The organism is Micromonospora gifhornensis (genome assembly GCF_016863515.1).
GTDB lineage: Bacteria > Actinomycetota > Actinomycetes > Mycobacteriales > Micromonosporaceae > Micromonospora > Micromonospora gifhornensis.
In genome coordinates this window covers 96,076-113,714 of sequence record NZ_BOPA01000003.1, presented here as the reverse complement: position 1 = coordinate 113,714, position 17,639 = coordinate 96,076, and the positions used below count along the sequence as shown (strand labels likewise).

Genomic DNA, 17,639 nt, shown 5'->3' with positions numbered 1-17,639 from the left:
GAATCGACCCGCCGGCCGGACGTGCCGGCGGGTCGACCGTGGCGCACTCCGGCCTACGGGAAGACGGTGAACTTCGGTGGCGCCTCACTCGACGGCGGCACCTTGAAGTGCCGCAGGGTGAAGGTCATCATGTCCCGGAACGCCGGAGCTGCGACCTTTCCACCACCACCGCTCGGGCTGTGCACGAATACCGCGATCACGTACCGCGGGTTCTCCGCCGGTGCCATCCCGATGAACGAGGCCACGTCGCCGGGCTGCTTCTTGCCGTCGACCAGCCGCCAGCCGGTGCCGGTCTTGCCGGCCACCCGGTAGCCGGGGACCGCGGCGGCCAGCCCGGTGGCGTTCTCCACGGTGGTGACCGCCTCCATGATCGTCCGCAACGCCTTGGCGTTGTCCGGGCTGAGCACCGGACGGGTCGCCGGCGGCTCGGCCGGGGTCCGGTTGCCCTGCGGGTCGATCGTCTCCTTGACCAGGTGCGGCTGGATGTACGTGCCGTCGTTGGCGATGGCGGCGTACGCGGCGGCCATCTGCAACGGGGTGGCGTCGACGCTGTGCCCGATCGGCACCGACCCGTGCGACGAGTCGCTCCACTCCGACAACGGCAGCAGCCGGCCGCTGGCCTCCCCGGGCATGCCGACACCGGTCGGCTTGCCCAGGCCGAAGCGGCGCTGGTAGTCGATCAGGCGTTCCGGGCCGAGCTTGTCGGCGATCTGGATGGTGCCGACGTTGGAGGAGTAGGCCATCATCCCGGCCACGCTCATCCGGCGACCGTTGGCGAAGTGCGTGTCCGGGAACCAGGTGTCGCCCTTGCGGATGGCGTTGGACACCGGGAACGACGTGTCGGGGGTGATCACCCCTTCCTGGAGCGCCGCCCCGAAGGTGATCGCCTTGTGCACCGAGCCCGGATCGACCACGAAGCTGGTGGCCGCGTCCTCCCGGTCGGTCGGGTCGCTGTGCTGCGGCCGCGCCGCGTTGTAGGTCGGCTCGCTGGCCTGCGCCAGCACCTCCCCGGTACGCACGTCCAGCACGATCGCCGCGGCGGTGCTGGCCTGCGCCGCCTTGGCCTGCTCGCTGAGGATCCGCTGCGTCATGAACTGCAGGTCCCGGTCGATGGTCAGCACCATCGAACTGCCCGGTTTGGCCGGGGTGGTGCGACTGTAGCCGCCGGGGATGGGCGCACCGAGGCCGATCTCGAAGGTCCGTTCGCCGTCCTCGCCGTGCAGCAGGTCGTCGTAGCGTGCCTCCAGCCCTTCCAACCCGGCCATGTCGATGCTGGTGAAGCCGATCAGGTTGGCGGCCAGGTCACCGCCGGGCACCTCGCGTCGCTCGTCGCGCTGGGTGTAGATGCCGGGCAGTTCGAGCTTCATGATCTCGCGGGCGCGGTCGATGTCCACCCCCCGGGCCAGGTACTCGAACCGCGAGTCGACCCCGTACCGCTTGCGGGGTCGCATCTTCTCGGTCAGTTCCGAGGCCGGGATGCCGAGCAGCGGGGAGAGCGTCCGGGCGGTGGACTCGATGTCCTTGACCCGGGTGGGGTCGGCGTAGACGTAGCGGGCCTCGACGCTGTGCGCCAGGGCCGCGCCGCCCCGGTCGTAGATCGCCCCGCGCGGCGCGGGTAGCTGCACGGTGCGCAGCCGGTCGGCCACCCCGCCGTCGGCGTACGCGGGCGTGTCCACCGCCTGGAGCACGACGAGCCGGATGCCGATCGCGACGAACATGACCATCACCAACGCGGTGCCCAGCCGCAGACGGCGCACCGGATCGGCGAGCCGGGGCGGGCGGGGCGGCTTGCGGGCGGGGCGGCGCGGGGCCGCCCCGTCCTCGCGGCGAGGATCCCGGCCGCCGACCCGCCGACGTGGCGACTCGGCCGCTTCGCCACGCGGAGTGCGGGCCGTGACGGTACGCACCACCGTGGCCCGGCCGGTGCCGCCGTCCCGACGCGTCGGACCGCCGGGCCGGCCACCGGCCCGGGTCGCCGCCGCCCGACCGCCGTCGAGCACCTGCAGCGCCGGCCGGAACGGATCCTGCGACCTACTGCTGCGCGGGGTACGCCGCTGCTCGGCCCGACCGGCCGCCGGGGTGCCGCCGCCTTCCCGGATGGTGCGGCCCCGCGGGGTGTACGCCCGGGCGTCGGAGATGCCACCGATGCCCGGTTCGCCACCGCGCTCCCCGGTGGTGCGCGGCGGTACCCCCCGATCCGATGCACCACGCGACGAACCGCGCCGGGAGCCTGTGGCGTCCCGGCGCGGTTCATCCGACCTCGATGGCACGGTCTACCCCTCCGCGCCCTGAGTGCTCGTGATCGACGCCTGCCCCCCGGCCGGCTGCGGCACCCCGATCAGCTTGCCGTCGGGCAGCCGGATCAGGGCCGGCTCCCCCGACTCGACCAGCCCCAGCTTGCGGGCCTGGGCGGCCAGGTTGCCCGGCGCCTCGGCGTCGGCGATCTGCTTGGTCAGCTGCTGCTGCTCCACGTCGAGCTTGGCCTGCTGCTCCTGCAACTCCAGCAACCGGAAGGCGTTCTCGTTGATCTTCGTGTTGACCGCCAGGATGCCCAGCACCCCACCGACGACCAGCATCACCACCAGCGCCGCGAACGGCGCCCGAGGCACCCGCACCGGCGGCGGCGGAGCGACCCGCAGTCGCGGTGCCGCCTCCCGCTGCGGCTCGCTGACACCGGCCCGCTCGACCGGCCGCAGCGCGGCGCTGCCCTCGGTGCGGAACTCGCGCGCCCCCCGGGCGCGAGTCTGCTCCAGCGGGCTCATCCGCTCCGTACGCCGGGTGGTGTCCCCGGCCCCCCGGGCCCGCTCCGCCGCGATCCGGCCCCCCGACCGCGGTACGCGCTGCCCGGCGCCGGCGATGTTCCGGCGCTTGTCCACGCTCATGTTCCCTCCCCCTCTTCGTCCGTCGTCTCCCCCGGCCGTGGACCCGATTCGGATCCGGTGGCCGATCCCGTCCCCGGTTGGTGCATCGCCTTGACCCGGCGGCGGTACCGTTCGCGGTCGGTACGCCCCTGCTGCCGGGCCTGCGGGTCGATCCGTTCCGCCGCCCGCAGCCGCACCGAGGCGGCGCGCGGGTTGGCGGCGACCTCCGCCTCCCCGGGCAGCTCCGCGCCCCGGCTGAGCAGCCGGAACGTCGGCTCCGACCCGGGCAGTTCGACCGGGAGGTCGACCGGGCCGGTGCTGCGGACCCGGTCGACGAGCGCATGTTTGGTGAGCCGGTCCTCCAGCGAGTGGTAGGACAGGACCACCAGGCGACCGCCGACGGAAAGTCGGTCCAGGGCGGCCGGCAGTGCCGTCTCCAGCACTGCCAGTTCCCTGTTTACCTCGATCCTCAAAGCCTGAAACGTTCTCTTTGCCGGGTGTCCACCCGTTCGTCGGGCTGGCGCCGGAATCGACTCCCGGACCAACTCGGCCAGTCGCGCCGACGAGGTGATCCGGGCGCGTTCCCGTTCCCGGATGATCGCCGAGGCGATCCGGCCGGCGAACTTCTCCTCGCCGTACACCCGCAGCACCCGGGCCAGCTCCGGATGGGTGTACGTGTTGACCACCTCTTCGGCGGTCACCCCCCGGGTCTGGTCCATCCGCATGTCCAGCGGCGCGTCCTGCGCGTACGCGAACCCGCGGTCGGGCGCGTCGAGTTGCAGCGAGGAGACGCCGAGGTCGAACAGGATCCCGTCGACTGTCGGATAGCCCAGCCGGTCGAGCACCTCGGGCAGCTCGTCGTAGACGGCGTGCTCCAGGTGGATCCGGTCGGCGAAGCGGGCCAACCGCACCCGAGCGTGCTCGAGCGCCTCGGTGTCCCGGTCCAGGCCCACCAGGATCGTCTCCGGATGCGCCTGCAGGACCGCCTCGGCATGGCCGGCCAGGCCCAGTGTCGCGTCGACATGCACGGTGCGCCCGCTGCGACCCAGTGCGGGGGCCAGCAGCTCGAGACACCGCTCAAGCAGCACCGGCACGTGCGTGCCGCGTAGCTCCCCCATGTCGACCCCCACTGGCTTGACCTTGTTTTCTTCTGCGTCCTGCTCGTCGGACGACGCCGTGCCGTCGTACCGCCAGATCCCCATCCGCTCCCCGCCCGCCCGTCGGGCCACAGCCCTCCGTGTCGGATCGTGCGCCTGGCACCGGGGAAGGGATGCCAGGAACTCGAAAGCGGCTGGAGATCTCGCAGTACGTCGGGCGTCGTCACGCCCTACAGACCGCCGGGCAGCACCCCTTCCTCGATGTCGGCGAAGTCGTCTTCGCTCTCGGCGAGGTAGGTCTCCCAGGCGACCTTGTCCCAGATCTCCACCCGGGTGCTCGCGCCGATGACCACCAGGTCCCGGTCGAGCCCCGCGTAGCTGCGCAGGTGTGCCGGGATCGTCACCCGGCCCTGCTTGTCGGGCACTTCGTCGTGTGCGCTGGCGAAGAAGACACGGCTGTAGGCCCGGGCCGCCTTGTGTGTCATCGGCTGCTCACGCAACTGATCCGCGATGCGCTGGAACTCAGGCGTCGGGAAGACGTAGAGGCAGCGCTCCTGCCCTTTGGTGATCACGACACCCCCCGCCAGCTCATCCCGGAACTTCGCCGGAAGGATCAACCGGCCCTTGTCGTCCAGGCGCGGAGTGTGGGTGCCGAGAAACACGGCCCAACCCCCTCGCCCTTGTAGCGGCGTTCGCGCGCCGCTGACCCCCCGGGCCGGTGGGCCCTCCCGGCCTCACCAATGCGCCCCACTCTACTCCACTTCCCTCCACCCGCAACCAGATTGGACCGCGTGGCGCGCCACGTTGGACCACAAAAGCGCACGTCAGTCGGGGTGGGGCGGAGTGGAGGGCGCAGCGGGCCCCGCGGCCTGGTCCGCTATCCGACATAGATCCACTCCGGCCGGCCAGCCGCCACCGACCGCATCGCCGACAAAGCCCACCCGAACGGATCGGCAATCTGAGCCCCGCCATGGTCCGGTAACCTCGCTCGCGTGACGGACGCAAAGATGCCCCTTCGGGCAAAGGTGGCCAGTTCCGTGTCACGGACCGCCGCGGCGCTGTCGCGGGCTGCGGGCCGTGGCGACGGTTCGGTGATCGGCGGCTGGATCGGCTTGAAGATCGACCCGGACCTGTTGGCTCATCTCTCCGCCGGTCGGGCCATCGCGCTGATCTCCGGCACCAACGGCAAGACAACCACCACCCGACTGGCCGCCGCGGCCGTCGGCGTGCTCGGTCGGGTCGCCACCAACTCGTTCGGCGCCAACATGCCCACCGGCCACACCTCGGCGCTGGCGAAGGCGGGCAGCACCCCGTACGCCGTGCTGGAGGTCGACGAGCACTACCTCGCGCAGGTGATCGAGGCGACCGAGCCGCACGTGGTGGCGCTGCTCAACCTCTCCCGCGACCAGCTGGACCGCGCCAAGGAGGTCGCCATGATGGCGCAGCTCTGGCGCGCGGCGCTGGTCCGGCATCCCGACATCCGCATCATCGCCAACGCCGACGACCCGATGGTGGTCTGGGCGGCCACCCCGCCGGCCACCCACGACCAGCGGATCACGCCGCCGCACGTCACCTGGTTCTCCGCCGGGCAGCGCTGGCACGACGACTCCTGGGTCTGCCCCGAGTGCGGGTCCACCATCCAGCGCTCCGGCGAGCAGTGGTGGTGCACCGGCTGCCCGCTGCGCCGGCCGCAACCGCAGTGGACCGTCGACGAGCAGGGCGTCCTCGACCCGACCGGCGCCTGGTACAAGGTCAAGCTCCAGCTTCCCGGCAAGGTCAACATCGGCAACGCGGCCACCGCGCTGGCCGTCGCCGCCGAGTTCGGCGTACGTCCGTTCGACGCCGTTCCCCGCCTGGCCGACGTCACCTCGGTCGCCGGACGGTACGCCCAGGTCGTCCGGGACGGGCGTACGGTCCGCCTGCTGCTGGCCAAGAACCCGGCCAGTTGGCTGGAGGCGTTCGACATGGCGGAGCTGGCGCCGACACTGCTGTCCATCAACGCGCGGGATCCCGACGGGTTGGACACCTCATGGTTGTTCGACGTCGACTTCGCCCCGCTGCGCGGACGCCAGGTGCTGATCACCGGCGACCGGGCGTACGACCTTGCGGTCCGCCTCGACGTCAACGACGTGCCGTTCCAGCACGTACGCACGTTCGACGACGCCGTGCGGGCGGTGCCGCCGGGGCGGCTGGAGGTCATCGCGAACTACACCGCGTTCCAGGACATCCGAGCGGAGTTGGACCGTGTCAACTGAGACCCTGCGCATCGTCTGGATCTACCCCGACCTGCTGTCCACCTACGGCGACCGGGGCAACGCGCTGATCCTGGCCCGGCGGGCGCGCCAACGCGGGTTCCCGGTCGAGGTGCATGAGGTCCGCTCCGACCAGCCGCTGCCGACCACCGCCGACATCTACCTCATCGGTGGCGGCGAGGACGGGCCGCAGGCGCTCGGCGCGCAGCGGCTGCTCGCCGACGGTGGCCTGCACCGGGCCGTGGCCCAGGGGTCGGTGGTGTTCGGGGTCTGCGCCGGCTACCAACTGCTCGGCACCTCGTTCTTCGCCAAGGGCACCCAGTACCGCGGCCTGGAACTACTCGACATCAGCTCGGACCGGGGCGACAGCCGTGCGGTCGGCGAACTGGCCGGGGACATCGACGCCCGGCTGGGTCTGCCGCCGCTTACCGGCTTCGAGAACCACGGCGGTCGTACCCGGCTCGGCCCCGGTGTGTCCCCGCTGGCCCGGGTCACCGCCGGGGTCGGCAACGACGGCGCCACCGAGGGGGCCTGGCGGGGCAAGCTGCTCGGCACGTACTCCCACGGGCCCGCGCTGGCCCGCAACCCGGCCCTGGCCGACCTGCTGCTGCGCTGGGCCACCGGCGCCCAGCAGTTGCCGCCGCTTGACGACACCTGGGCCGACCGGCTGCGCGCCGAGCGTCGAACCGCGGTGGCAGCTGCCGCCCGGCCATGATCCCGGCCGTCCGGCGGCTGCTCGGCCGCCGGTCACCAGATCCCGGCGGTGCTCCGTCCGGCGGCACCGCTCCGTCGCGGGGTGCGTCGTCCGGCGGTGCGCAGCGACGGGTGTTGCGCGTCGTCGCGACGTCGTCGGCGCTGCGGTTCGGCATGCTGTTGTTCCTGCTCGCCGGATTCGGGTTGATGCTGCTGCTCACGCCGCTGCCCGACCCGGCGACGCTGCCGCACCTGGCCGACCGGCTGGGCGGGTTCGCCCCGGTCGCGGCGGTCCTCGGCGGTGCGCTGCTGCTGGTCGCGCTGGTCCCGCGTACCTTCATCACGCTCGCCGCCGGCGCGATCTTCGGAATGCTGCCCGGCGCCCTGTACGCGTTGGGTGCCGCACTGCTGGCGGCAGCGGTCGGCTTCGCCGTCGGCCGGCTGCTCGGCCGGGACTTCGTCGCCGAACGGGTACGCGGCCGACTGGCCCGGCTGGACCGCTGGTTCACCCGGCAGAGCGTGTTCGGGGTGATGACCGTACGGCTGCTGCCCATCTCCGGGTTCGGCCTGGTCAGCTACGGCTACGGCACCACCGGCGCGCGGCTGCTGCCGTTCCTCACCGGCAGCGTCATCGCCTCCGCGCCGACCGCGTTCGGCTACGCGGCCCTCGGTGCCGCCGTCACCTCCCCCGGCGGGATCAACTGGTACGCCGCCGCCCCCGCCGCCCTGGGCTTCATCGCCAGCGCAATCCTGCTCACCCGCTGGTGGCGCGCCGAACGCCGAACCCGCGCCGCCCACCGCCCCTGACCACCCACCCTGGAAGCGTGCAGTTTCGGAGAAGATGCTGCCTCCGGAGGCCCTGAAGCGACACTTTCCCTGAAACTGCCGCCCGGAGGGCCGGAGGGGTGGTTACGGGGGTCGGTGATCCCGGCCAACGACCGCGAGCGGGGCGCCGCTGCCGGCCGACGGATGAACTCGGCGATGAGCCGGCGGGTGACGCCCGGGGCGATCAGCGCGTCCCCGGCGGCGACCACCCGGATCGCGGCGAGGATGTCCTCCAGCGCCATGTCCTTGACCAGAAAGCCGCTCGCCCCGGCGCGTAACGCGCTGTGCACGTGTTCGTCGTCGTCGAAGGTGGTGAGACCAGCACCCGGGTGGGACCACCCGCAGCGATGATCTGGCGGGTCGCCTGGATGCCGTCCGTACCCGGCATCCACAGGTCCATCAACACCACGGGGCTCGCCGCCGAAGGCCGTACCGTCTTCGTCTCCAGCCACCTGATGGGCGAGATGGAGCATTGTGTCGACCGACTCGTGGTGATCGGCCGGGGCCGGTTGATCGCCGAGGAGTCCCTGGCCGAGTTCGCCGCCCACGCCGGCCGGTCGGAGGTGGTCGTGCGTACACCCGATCCGGCATCGCTGGTGACGGCGCTGGCCACCGAGGGTGCGACCACACGGTGCGATCCGGACGGGACGCTGACGGTGACCGGAGTGACCGGAGAGCGGATCGGCGAGCTGGCTCTGGGCCTGCGGATCCCGCTGCACGGGCTGACCACCCGCACCGCATCGCTGGAGAAGGCTTTCATGGCGCTCACCGCCGCCGACGTCGAGTACGCCGCCGGGGAGGACCGATGACCACCGTGACCCCGTCCGCCACCGGGCGCACACGGATCCGGCAGCCGGCACGCTACCGGGATCTGCTCGCCGCCGAATGCCCTGGCGGCGCTGACCCGGCACACCGCGCCCGCGATCGTCGCCGCCGCGACCGTGCTGCTCCTGCTGCCCACCGCCGTCGACGCCGACGAACGCTGGAGCGCGCTGATCCGGCACGCCATGCCGGTGCCGGCCTGGCAACGGTTGATGGAGCCGACCGGTCCCCTGCCGTGGATCAACGACCCCTACCCGGCCACCGTCGCCTGGTCCTGGACGACGTACGCCGTCTGGGCAGCGGTGGCCGCCATGGTCACCGTACTCGCGCTGCACCGCCGCGAGCCGTAACGCCGGCGCGCCTGTTCGCTCGGTGTGTGGTTAAGAAGGGGCCCTTCCTCTACACGAGGCGTTAGGAAGGGCCCCTTCCTTTCACAGCACCACGGAGACCATGCGGCCGGGGATGACGATGACCTTGCGGGGGTCCTTGCCGGCCAGCACGGCGGCCACCGCCTCCAGCGCCTGCTCCCGCACCGCTTCCTCGGTCGCGTCGGCGGGGACCTCGATGCGGCCGCGGACCTTGCCGTTGATCTGCACCGGGTAGGTGACCGACTCGGCGACCAGCAGGGCCGGGTCGGCGACCGGGAAGTCCGCGTAGGTCAGCGAGGTGTCGTGCCCCAGTCGCCGCCACAGTTCCTCGGCGATGTGCGGGGCGACCGGGGCCAGCATCAGCACCAGCGGCTCGGCCACCTCGCGCGGGGTGGCCGGCAACCGGGTCACCCCGTTGGTCAGCTCGATCAGTTTGGCGATCGCGGTGTTGAACCGGATCGCCTCCATGTCGCCCCGGACGCCGTCGATCACCTTGTGCAGCAGTCGCCTCGTCGCCTCGTCGGCCGGGGTGTCGACCACCCGGGACGCGCCGGTCTGCTCGTCGACGATGGCCCGCCACACCCGCTGCAGGAACCGGTACGAGCCGATGACCGCCCGGGTCTCCCACGGGCGGGACACCTCCAGCGGCCCCATCGACATCTCGTACACCCGGAAGGTGTCGGCGCCGTAGGCGGCGCACATCTCGTCCGGGGTGACCACGTTCTTCAGGGACTTGCCCATCTTGCCGTACTCGCGGTTGACCTGGACGTCGCCCAGGTAGAAGCCGCCGTCGCGTTCGGCGACCTCCTCGGCGGGCACGTACGCGCCACGGGCGTCGGTGTACGCGTACGCCTGGATGTAGCCCTGGTTGAACAGCTTGCGGAACGGCTCGAAGCTGGAGACGTGGCCCAGGTCGTACAGCACCTTGTGCCAGAACCGGGCGTACAGCAGGTGCAGCACGGCGTGCTCGGCACCGCCGACGTACAGGTCCACGCCGCCGCAGTCGCCCTCGCTGCGCGGGCCCATCCAGTAGCGCTCGTTGTCGGCGTCGACGAACCGGCCGTCGTTTGTCGGGTCCAGGTAGCGCAGCTCGTACCAGCAGGAGCCGGCCCACTGCGGCATGACATTCGTCTCGCGGGTGTACCGCTTGGGGCCGTCACCCAGGTCCAGCTCCACCTCGACCCAGTCGCGGCGGCGTGACAGCGGGGTCTCCGGGTCGCTGTCGGCATCCTCCGGGTCGAAGGTACGCGGGGAGAAGTCGTCCACCTCGGGCAGCTCGACCGGCAGCATCTCCTCGGGCAGCGCGATGGCGGTGCCGTCGGCGTCGTACACGATCGGGAACGGCTCGCCCCAGTAGCGCTGCCGGCTGAACAGCCAGTCCCGCAGCCGGTAGGTGGTCGCGCCCTGACCGTTGCCGGTCTCCTCCAGCCAGGCGATGATCCGGGCCTTGGCGTCGGCCACCCCGAGGCCGTTCAGGTGCAGGCCGCGGTCGGGCGCGGCGCTGTTGATGGCCGGGCCGTCACCGGTGTACGCCTTGCCGTCGAAGTCCTCCGGCGGCGCCACGGTACGCACGATCGGCAGCTCGAACACCTCGGCGAAGTCCCAGTCCCGCTCGTCCTGGGCGGGCACCGCCATGATCGCGCCGGTGCCGTAGCCGGCCAGCACGTAGTCGGCGATGAAGATCGGGATCTGCCCTCCGGTGACCGGGTTTGTGGCGTACGCCCCGATGAAGACGCCGGTCTTCTCCTTGGTGTCGGCCTGCCGCTCGACGTCGGTCTTGGCCGCCGCCGCCTTGCGGTACGCCTCGACGGCGGCCCGGGGGCTGGCGTGCCCGCCGGTCCACGCGTCCCGGGTCCCCTCCGGCCAGGCGCCCGGCACCAGCGCGTCGACCAGCTCGTGCTCGGGCGCCAGCACCATGTAGGTGGCCCCGAAGACGGTGTCCGGCCGGGTCGTGAACACCCGGATCGGGGCGGTCGCCGTCGGGAAGTCGATGTGGGCGCCGGTGGAGCGGCCGATCCAGTTGCGCTGCATCAGCTTGATCGGCTCGGGCCAGTCCAGCTTGTCCAGGTCGTCCAGCAGCCGGTCACCGTACGCGGTGATCCGCATCATCCACTGCTTCAGGTTGCGCTTGAAGACCGGGAAGTTGCCCCGCTCGGAGCGCCCGTCGGCGGTGACCTCCTCGTTGGCCAGCACGGTGCCCAGGCCGGGGCACCAGTTCACCGGCGCCTGCGACACGTACGCCAGACGGTGGTCGTCGATGATCGCCCGCTGCTCGGCGGCGGACAGCTCACCCCACGGACGTCCGTCCGGGGTGCGCCGGGTGCCGCCGGCGAACTCGGCGGTCAGCTCGCTGATCGGGCGGGCCCGACCGGCGTCGCGGTCGTACCAGGAGTTGAAGATCTGCAGGAAGATCCACTGGGTCCAGCGGTAGAAGTCCGTGTCGATGGTGGCCACCGACCGACGCTGGTCGTGGGCCAGGCCCAGCCGGCGCAGCTGCTCCCGGTACCGCTCGATGTTGGCCTCGGTGGTGGTCCGGGGGTGGGTGCCGGTCTGTACCGCGTACTGCTCGGCGGGCAGGCCGAAGGCGTCGAAGCCCATCGCGTGCAGCACGTTGCGCCCGGCCATCCGCTGGTAGCGGGCGAAGCAGTCGGTGCCGATGTAGCCCAGCGGGTGCCCGACGTGCAGGCCCGCGCCGGACGGGTACGGGAACATGTCCAGCACGTACAGCTTCTCCGCGCCGGAGCGCGGGTGGGCCGGGTCGGCCAGCGGGCCGGACGGGTTCGGCGCGTGGAAGGTGCCCTCGCGTTCCCAGACGTCCTGCCAGCGGCGTTCGATGTCGTCGGCCAGCGTCGCGGTGTACCGGAACGGTGGGGTGTCGCTGGTCGGGATGGCTGCCTCGCTCGCTCGTTGCCGCTCGCTCATGGCCTTCTCCTCGCATCGCTCGGCGGAGTCTGTCGGAGTGCTGGCTGGTCTCGGATCTGTCTCGGCGGCCCGCCCCGGCCCGGCGGCGGGCACGAAAAAGCCCCTCACGCAGGAGGGGCCGCCGTGCTGTCGCGCCTTCAGCGCATCAGCACGGCTGGGTAAGCAGGAAGACTCCGGCCATGTCCGGCAGTGTACCGCCAACCGGTACGAGCGCGTCGTGCACCACCCACCCGGGCCCCCATCACCCGAGAAGAACCAGCGACATGCGCTGCGTGAGTGACAAACGTTGCGTAAGCGCTCAAACAGCTGCGCAGGTCGGCGTCGGCGACAAACATGGTTAGCCTGAGAGGCCAGTGAGATTGTTGCGGCAGACGAGGCTTGCACGTCGCGAACCCAACGGCGGGGCCAGGTGCTCTTACTACAGAGCTGCCGTGATGGCGACGAGGAGGAGGCCCGTGACACAGCAGACCTGGGACGAGGTTGGCGGCCTGTTGCCGTTCGACGAGTTCCGCGCCGCGAGCGACGCCATCGTGGCCAACATCGAACAGGTAATCGAGGGCAAGACCGCCACCGTGCGGCTCGCCCTGGCCGTCCTGCTCGCCGAAGGTCACCTGCTCATCGAGGATGTGCCGGGGGTCGGCAAGACGAAGTTGGCCAAGGCCCTGGCCCGCTCGATCGACTGCTCGGTACGGCGCATCCAGTTCACCCCCGACCTGCTGCCCAGCGACGTCACCGGCGTCAGCGTCTACAACCAGGAGACCCACGACTTCGAGTTCCGGCCGGGTGCCGTCTTCGCCAACCTGGTCGTCGGCGACGAGATCAACCGGGCCTCGCCGAAGACGCAGTCCGCCCTGCTGGAGTGCATGGAGGAACGCCAGGTCACCGTCGACGGCGTGACCTACCAGCTGCAGACGCCATTCATGGTGATCGCCACCCAGAACCCGATCGAGATGGAGGGGACGTACCCCCTGCCGGAGGCGCAGCGGGACCGCTTCACCGCCCGGATCGCGATGGGCTACCCGGACCCGACCGCCGAGCTGGCCATGCTCGACGCGCACGGCGCGGTGGATCCGCTGGCGGCGCTGCGGCCGGTCTCCGACGCCGAGACGGTACGCCGGCTGATCGGGCACGTCCGGCAGGTGCACGTCGCCGACGCGGTCAAGCAGTACGCCATCGACCTGGTCACCGCCACCCGCGAGTCGCCCGACCTGCGGCTCGGCGCGTCCCCCCGGTGCACGCTGCAACTGCTGCGCACCGCGCGGGCGGTGGCCGCCCTCGACGGGCGCGACTACGTGCTGCCGGACGATCTTCAGGTGCTCGCGGTACCCGTGCTGGCACACCGGCTCATCCCGACCGCCGACGCCCAGCTCGCCCGCCGCACCACCGACGCGATCATCGCCGACCTGGTGCACCGGTTGCCGCTGCCGCACGACCGTAAGCGCTCGCCGTACGACAACCGGCCGCCGACCGGCAACGGCCGGCCCCCCTTCGAGCCGCGGAGGCCGTGACGTGCGTGACGGTCTACGCGGACTGACCACCCGTGGCCGCTCGTTCCTGGCCGCCGCGGTGGCGGCAGCCATCTCCGCCGTCATCCTCGGCGAGAAGGATCTGCTGCGGGTGGCCGTGCTGCTGGCCGTCCTGCCCCTGCTGGCCGCCCTCTACGTCGGCCGGAGCCGGTACAAGCTGGCCTGTCACCGGTCGCTTGAGCCGCACCGGGTACCGGTCGGCGCGAGCGCCCGGGTGGTGCTGCGGTTGCAGAACATGTCCCGGCTGCCCACCGGCACCCTGCTGCTGGAGGACCGCCTGCCGTACGCGCTGGGCAGCCGCCCCCGGGTGGTGCTGGAACGCCTCGGCGCGCACCAGGCCAGCTCGGTGGCGTACACCGTGCGGGCCGACGTACGCGGCCGGTACGAGGTGGGTCCGCTGGTGGTCCGGTTGACCGACCCGTTCGGGTTGTGTGAACTGACCCGGGCCTTCCCCGGCACCGACCGGCTCACGGTCATCCCGCAGGTGGTGCCCCTGCCGTCGGTGCGGCTGCCCGGGGAGTACACCGGCAGCGGGGAGAGCCGGGCCCGTTCGGTCGCGGTGCACGGCGAGGACGACGCGGCGACCCGTGAGTACCGCCGCGGCGACGACCTGCGCCGGGTGCACTGGAAGTCGACCGCCCGTACGGGTGAGCTGATGGTGCGGCGCGAGGAGCAGCCCTGGGAGAGCCGGGCCACCGTCGTGCTGGACACCCGGGCGTACGGCCACCACGGTGACGGGCCGACGGCCAGCTTCGAATGGGCCGTCTCGGGGGCGGCAAGCATCGCCGTCCACCTGCGCCAGGCCGGCTACAAGCTGCGGCTGGTCACCGGGGGCGGCGCGGACGTCGACGCGGGCGAGGGCGGCGACGGGCTGCTGCTCGACCATCTCGCGGAGGTCCGGCTGGACCAGCGGGTCGAGATCACCACCCTGATGCAGCACGTCCGGCAACGCGCCGACGGCGGCCTGGTCATCGGCCTGTTCGGAACGCTGAGCACCGCCGAGGCGGAGTTGCTGGCCGGTCTGCGGGCCAACAACGCCACCTGCGTGTGTTTCCTGCTGGACAGCTCCGCCTGGCTCAATCTGCCCGCACACGCCCGGGCCGAGGCCGACCAGGCACACGACGCCGCCGCCCTGGTCCTGCTCCAGGCCGGCTGGCGGGTCATCGGCGTCGACCACGGTGCGCGACTGCCGGCGCTCTGGCCGCAGGCCGGCCGCGGCTCACAAGGGTTCGCCCTGCGTGCGGCGATGGCCGAGACGGTGGCCGGCGGCGTGCGATGAACGGAAGGTCCCCCTCATGATCGCCCACCGGAACCTGGGCCTGGTGGCCGCCGCAGCGACGCTGCTCGCCGCCGCGCCCCTGTCGGCCATCTTCGAACGCTGGACGTGGTTCGTGCAGGCCGTCATCGCGGTGGCCGCGGTGGCCGCCGCGGCGGCGCTGGCCCGGCTCGGCCGGGCCCCGCTCTGGGCCCAGGTGCTGGCCATGCTGGGTGGCCTCGTCCTCGCCCTGACCTGGCTGTTCCCCAGCGGTTCCGAGTTGCTGGCCGTGCTGCCCGCGCCGGGCACCTTCGGGCACTTCGCCGAGCTGCTCACCGGCTCGGTCGAGGACATGCGCTCCTACGGTGTGAAGGTTCCCGACACCGATCCGCTGCTGTTCGTCACCGTGCTCGGCATCGGCTCGGTGGCGGTGCTGGTGGACGTGCTCTGCGTCGGGATGCGCCGCCCGGCCCTGGCCGGACTGCCGATGTTGGCCATCTACTCGGTGCCGGTGGCGGTCTACGTGGACAGCGTCCCGCCGCTGCCGTTCGCCATCGGCGCCGCCGGTTTCCTCTGGCTGCTCGTCACCGACAACGTGGACCGGGTCCGCCGGTTCGGCCGCCGGTTCACCGGTGACGGCCGCGACGTCGACGTGTGGGAGGCCTCCCCGTTGGCCGCCGCGGGCCGGCGGCTGGCCGTGCTGGGCCTCGCGCTGGCGGTGCTGGTGCCGCTGGCCGTGCCGGGGATGACCGTCGGCCTGATGAACTCGCTGAACTCCGGTGCCGGTTCCGGCCTCGGCGGCCCGGGGCTGGGCGGTTCCCCCGGTCGGGTGGACCTGTTCGCCGCGCTCAGCGGTGAACTCAACCAGTCGCAGGTGACCGACCTGGTCAAGGTCACCACCACCGAGGAGGAGCCCTTCTACCTGCGCTTCGGCGTCGCCGACGACCTGCGCGCGGACGGCTTCCGGGTCCGCGGCCCCAACGGCCAGCGAGCCACCGGGGACCTGCCCGACCCGGGCGGGCAGCGACCCGGCGTCGAGCGTACGCAGCACCGGGCCACCGTGGAGGTGTCCCGCGAGCTGAACATGCCGCTGCTGCCGTTCTACACCGAGCCGGTCAACTTCTCCGACCTCGGCAACAACTGGTTCTACGACCCCAACCTGCAGGTGCTCTTCTCCAACCGGGACAACTCCCGGGGCAAGAAGTTCTCGTTCGACTACGTGCGTTCGACGTACACCCCGCAGGCCCTGCGCTCGGCGCAGCCGCTGCCGGCCGACCTGCCGTTGCGTCGGCAACAGACCGTCACCCCCGACGTGCCCGAGGTGCGGGCCCTGGTCGCGGAGCTGACCCAGGACAAGCGCACCGAGTACGACAAGGTGCGCGCCCTCTACGACTACTTCTCCGAGGACAACGGCTTCACCTACCAGCTGAGCACCGCGGAAGGCACAAGCGGTCAGCAGATCCTCGACTTCCTCGAGAACAAGGCCGGCTACTGCCAGCAGTACGCCGCCGCGCTGGCCTGGATGGTGCGCGACGCCGGCATCCCGGCCCGGGTCGCGTTCGGCTTCACCAACGGCAACCGGCGCAGCGGTGACACGCTGACCCTGACCAACCGGAACCTGCACGCCTGGACCGAGGTCTACTTCGACCAGATCGGCTGGGTGCCGTTCGACGCCACCCCGACCTACGGGGTGCCCGGCTCGACCCGCTCCGCCTGGGCGCCGGACGTCGACGCCCCGGAGGAGACGACGCCGCAGACCGACACGTCGGACGCACCCGACGACACCGACACCACGGAGACACCGGATCGCGGTCCCAACCAGTTCGAGGAAGGTGTCGACACCGGCGCGGGCGCCGACCCGAACACCCCGGCCAGCCGTACGTCGACCTGGCCCTGGCTGACCGTCGCCGGCCTGCTGGCGCTGCTCGCCCTGCTCGCCGTGCCGGCGCTGCGCCGACTCGCCCTGCGGCGGCGACGCGGTCGACTCGCCCCGGTCGCCCGGACACTCGACCCGTCGACCGCGGACTCGACCACCACTGGTCAACCACGGGTGACGGTCAGCACCGACCCGGACCGGGCCCGCGCCGACGCACACGCCGCCTGGGACGAGCTGATCGACACGCTTGTCGACTACCGCGTCCGGGTGGACCCGACGGAGACCCCCCGGGCGACCGCCGACCGGCTGGCCCGGGAGTCGGTCGGCACCGACACCGACGCCGGTACGGCCGTACGCCTGCTCGGACGGGCCGAGGAGCGGGCCCGCTACGCGCGCGACCCGTTGACCGGCGAGCCCCTGCCGGCCGCACTGCGCACGGTGCGCAGCGCCCTCGCCGGACAGGCCGACCGCCGAACCCGGCTGCTGGCGACCACGTTGCCGCCCTCGGTGCTGGGCCGCTGGCGTACCGCCATCGCGGACACCTCCGCCCGCCTGGTCACCTCCGGCGGACAACTCCGATCCCGACTCCTACGCTTCAACCCCCGCCGCCTACTAGCCACCCGCACCACCCGCTAACCCCCACCCCCACCCACGCCCGCCCCCCGCGCCCCACGCCCCGCGCCCCGCGCCCTGGGCCCTGGCCCCTGGGCCCCTGGGCCCCCGCGATCTTGCAGTTTCGGTCGCCCGAATGACCGTTTCGCTGCAATAAGTCCCGACCAAAAGTGCAAGATCGCGGGACGGGACCCGACGCAACGCAGGGCGGGACGTGACGGGAAGTGACGGGACGCAGGACGCGACACGGGGCGGGGCGGGGTACGACCGGGCCGGGCGCAGAGCGCGACGTGCCCGCACGGGATCCTGCGCCCGCGATCTTGCAGTTTCGGTCGCCAAAATGCCCGCCTTGCTCCAGTAAGTCCCGACCGAAAGTGCAAGATCGCGGGGACGCCGGGCGAGCGCGGGGCGAACGCGGACGCGGGGCGAACGCGGGGACGCGGGGCAGGGCTCAGCGGTACGCGAGGGCGCAGGGTCAGGCGGGATCGGGTGCTGGGGGGCCGGGGAGCGCGGCCAAGGGCTATGGGTGA

At 72.1% G+C, this 17,639-nt stretch carries 13 protein-coding genes and 1 pseudogene; 8 read left to right on the top strand and 6 right to left on the bottom strand.

Annotated features, from left to right (window positions below):
- Positions 1-53: 53 nt before the first annotated feature.
- The 4 genes from Vgi01_RS01935 to mraZ form a co-directional block, all read right to left on the bottom strand.
- Positions 54-2,270 carry a peptidoglycan D,D-transpeptidase FtsI family protein gene (locus tag Vgi01_RS01935; RefSeq protein WP_204289961.1) on the bottom strand — a complete coding sequence of 739 codons (2,217 nt, stop codon included), beginning with the start codon at positions 2,268-2,270 and terminating at the stop codon, positions 54-56.
- Between the two features lie 3 nt (positions 2,271-2,273).
- The gene (gene ftsL / locus Vgi01_RS01930) at positions 2,274-2,882 is read right to left on the bottom strand and encodes a cell division protein FtsL (RefSeq protein ID WP_204289960.1); all 609 of its coding nucleotides are present in this window, start codon (positions 2,880-2,882) and stop codon (positions 2,274-2,276) included.
- Positions 2,879-3,979 (bottom strand): 16S rRNA (cytosine(1402)-N(4))-methyltransferase RsmH, encoded by a 1,101-nt coding sequence (gene rsmH, locus Vgi01_RS01925; RefSeq protein WP_204290012.1) that lies wholly within the window; start codon positions 3,977-3,979, stop codon positions 2,879-2,881. Before rsmH ends, ftsL begins: the two co-directional genes overlap by 4 nt.
- Positions 3,980-4,188: 209 nt before the next feature.
- Positions 4,189-4,620, bottom strand: a complete 432-nt coding sequence (mraZ, locus tag Vgi01_RS01920; RefSeq protein WP_102660399.1) for a division/cell wall cluster transcriptional repressor MraZ — start codon at positions 4,618-4,620, stop codon at positions 4,189-4,191.
- Between the two features lie 345 nt (positions 4,621-4,965).
- On the opposite strand from mraZ, the gene Vgi01_RS01915 reads away from it, so the two are divergent.
- The 3 genes from Vgi01_RS01915 to Vgi01_RS01905 all read left to right on the top strand — a co-directional run bounded on the left by Vgi01_RS01915 (position 4,966) and on the right by Vgi01_RS01905 (position 7,710).
- Positions 4,966-6,213: a MurT ligase domain-containing protein gene (locus Vgi01_RS01915; RefSeq protein ID WP_102660398.1), complete on the top strand. Its 1,248-nt coding sequence runs from the start codon at positions 4,966-4,968 to the stop codon at positions 6,211-6,213.
- Entirely contained in the window at positions 6,203-6,925 is a 723-nt protein-coding gene (locus Vgi01_RS01910) for a type 1 glutamine amidotransferase (protein WP_102660397.1), read from the top strand. The genes Vgi01_RS01915 and Vgi01_RS01910 overlap by 11 nt, the downstream gene beginning before the upstream one ends.
- Positions 6,926-7,077: 152 nt before the next feature.
- Positions 7,078-7,710: a TVP38/TMEM64 family protein gene (locus tag Vgi01_RS01905; RefSeq protein ID WP_102660406.1), complete on the top strand. Its 633-nt coding sequence runs from the start codon at positions 7,078-7,080 to the stop codon at positions 7,708-7,710.
- A 38-nt stretch (positions 7,711-7,748) separates the two neighbouring features.
- On the opposite strand, the pseudogene Vgi01_RS30380 reads toward Vgi01_RS01905, so the two are convergent.
- Positions 7,749-8,137, bottom strand: a pseudogene (locus Vgi01_RS30380) (response regulator); the annotation flags it as partial.
- Here Vgi01_RS30380 and Vgi01_RS01900 point away from each other — a divergent pair.
- Both Vgi01_RS01900 and Vgi01_RS01895 read left to right on the top strand, forming a co-directional pair.
- The gene (locus Vgi01_RS01900) at positions 8,076-8,537 is read left to right on the top strand and encodes a DUF8746 domain-containing protein (protein ID WP_505842218.1); all 462 of its coding nucleotides are present in this window, start codon (positions 8,076-8,078) and stop codon (positions 8,535-8,537) included. The pseudogene Vgi01_RS30380 and the gene Vgi01_RS01900 sit on opposite strands and share 62 nt — an antisense overlap.
- 132 nt (positions 8,538-8,669) lie before the next feature.
- Positions 8,670-8,900 carry a hypothetical protein gene (locus Vgi01_RS01895; protein WP_204289958.1) on the top strand — a complete coding sequence of 77 codons (231 nt, stop codon included), beginning with the start codon at positions 8,670-8,672 and terminating at the stop codon, positions 8,898-8,900.
- Positions 8,901-8,981: 81 nt separating this feature from the next.
- On the opposite strand, the gene leuS is transcribed toward Vgi01_RS01895, so the two are convergent.
- Positions 8,982-11,840 carry a leucine--tRNA ligase gene (gene leuS / locus Vgi01_RS01890; protein WP_204289957.1) on the bottom strand — a complete coding sequence of 953 codons (2,859 nt, stop codon included), beginning with the start codon at positions 11,838-11,840 and terminating at the stop codon, positions 8,982-8,984.
- A 455-nt stretch (positions 11,841-12,295) separates the two neighbouring features.
- Here leuS and Vgi01_RS01885 point away from each other — a divergent pair, with 455 nt between their 5' ends.
- The 3 genes from Vgi01_RS01885 to Vgi01_RS01875 are packed head-to-tail and all read left to right on the top strand — an operon-like array spanning position 12,296 to position 17,133.
- On the top strand, positions 12,296-13,348 hold the full coding sequence (locus Vgi01_RS01885) for an AAA family ATPase (RefSeq protein ID WP_013735099.1): 1,053 nt from the start codon (positions 12,296-12,298) through the stop codon (positions 13,346-13,348).
- A 1-nt stretch (position 13,349) separates the two neighbouring features.
- Complete coding sequence (locus Vgi01_RS01880; protein ID WP_102660392.1) at positions 13,350-14,645, top strand: DUF58 domain-containing protein; 1,296 nt, start codon at positions 13,350-13,352, stop codon at positions 14,643-14,645.
- Positions 14,646-14,661: 16 nt separating this feature from the next.
- The gene (locus tag Vgi01_RS01875; RefSeq protein ID WP_204289956.1) at positions 14,662-17,133 is read left to right on the top strand and encodes a transglutaminase TgpA family protein; all 2,472 of its coding nucleotides are present in this window, start codon (positions 14,662-14,664) and stop codon (positions 17,131-17,133) included.
- Positions 17,134-17,639: the final 506 nt, after the last annotated feature.

Coding starts and splice junctions, on each gene's coding strand:
- ftsL (WP_204289960.1), bottom strand. CDS start 2,882: ATGAGCGTGGACAAGCGCCGGAACATCGCCGGCGCCGGGCAGCGCGTA.
- rsmH (WP_204290012.1), bottom strand. CDS start 3,979: ATGGGGGAGCTACGCGGCACGCACGTGCCGGTGCTGCTTGAGCGGTGT.
- Vgi01_RS01915 (WP_102660398.1), top strand. CDS start 4,966: ATGCCCCTTCGGGCAAAGGTGGCCAGTTCCGTGTCACGGACCGCCGCG.
- Vgi01_RS01905 (WP_102660406.1), top strand. CDS start 7,078: ATGCTGTTGTTCCTGCTCGCCGGATTCGGGTTGATGCTGCTGCTCACG.
- Vgi01_RS01900 (WP_505842218.1), top strand. CDS start 8,076: ATGATCTGGCGGGTCGCCTGGATGCCGTCCGTACCCGGCATCCACAGG.
- leuS (WP_204289957.1), bottom strand. CDS start 11,840: ATGAGCGAGCGGCAACGAGCGAGCGAGGCAGCCATCCCGACCAGCGAC.
- Vgi01_RS01875 (WP_204289956.1), top strand. CDS start 14,662: ATGATCGCCCACCGGAACCTGGGCCTGGTGGCCGCCGCAGCGACGCTG.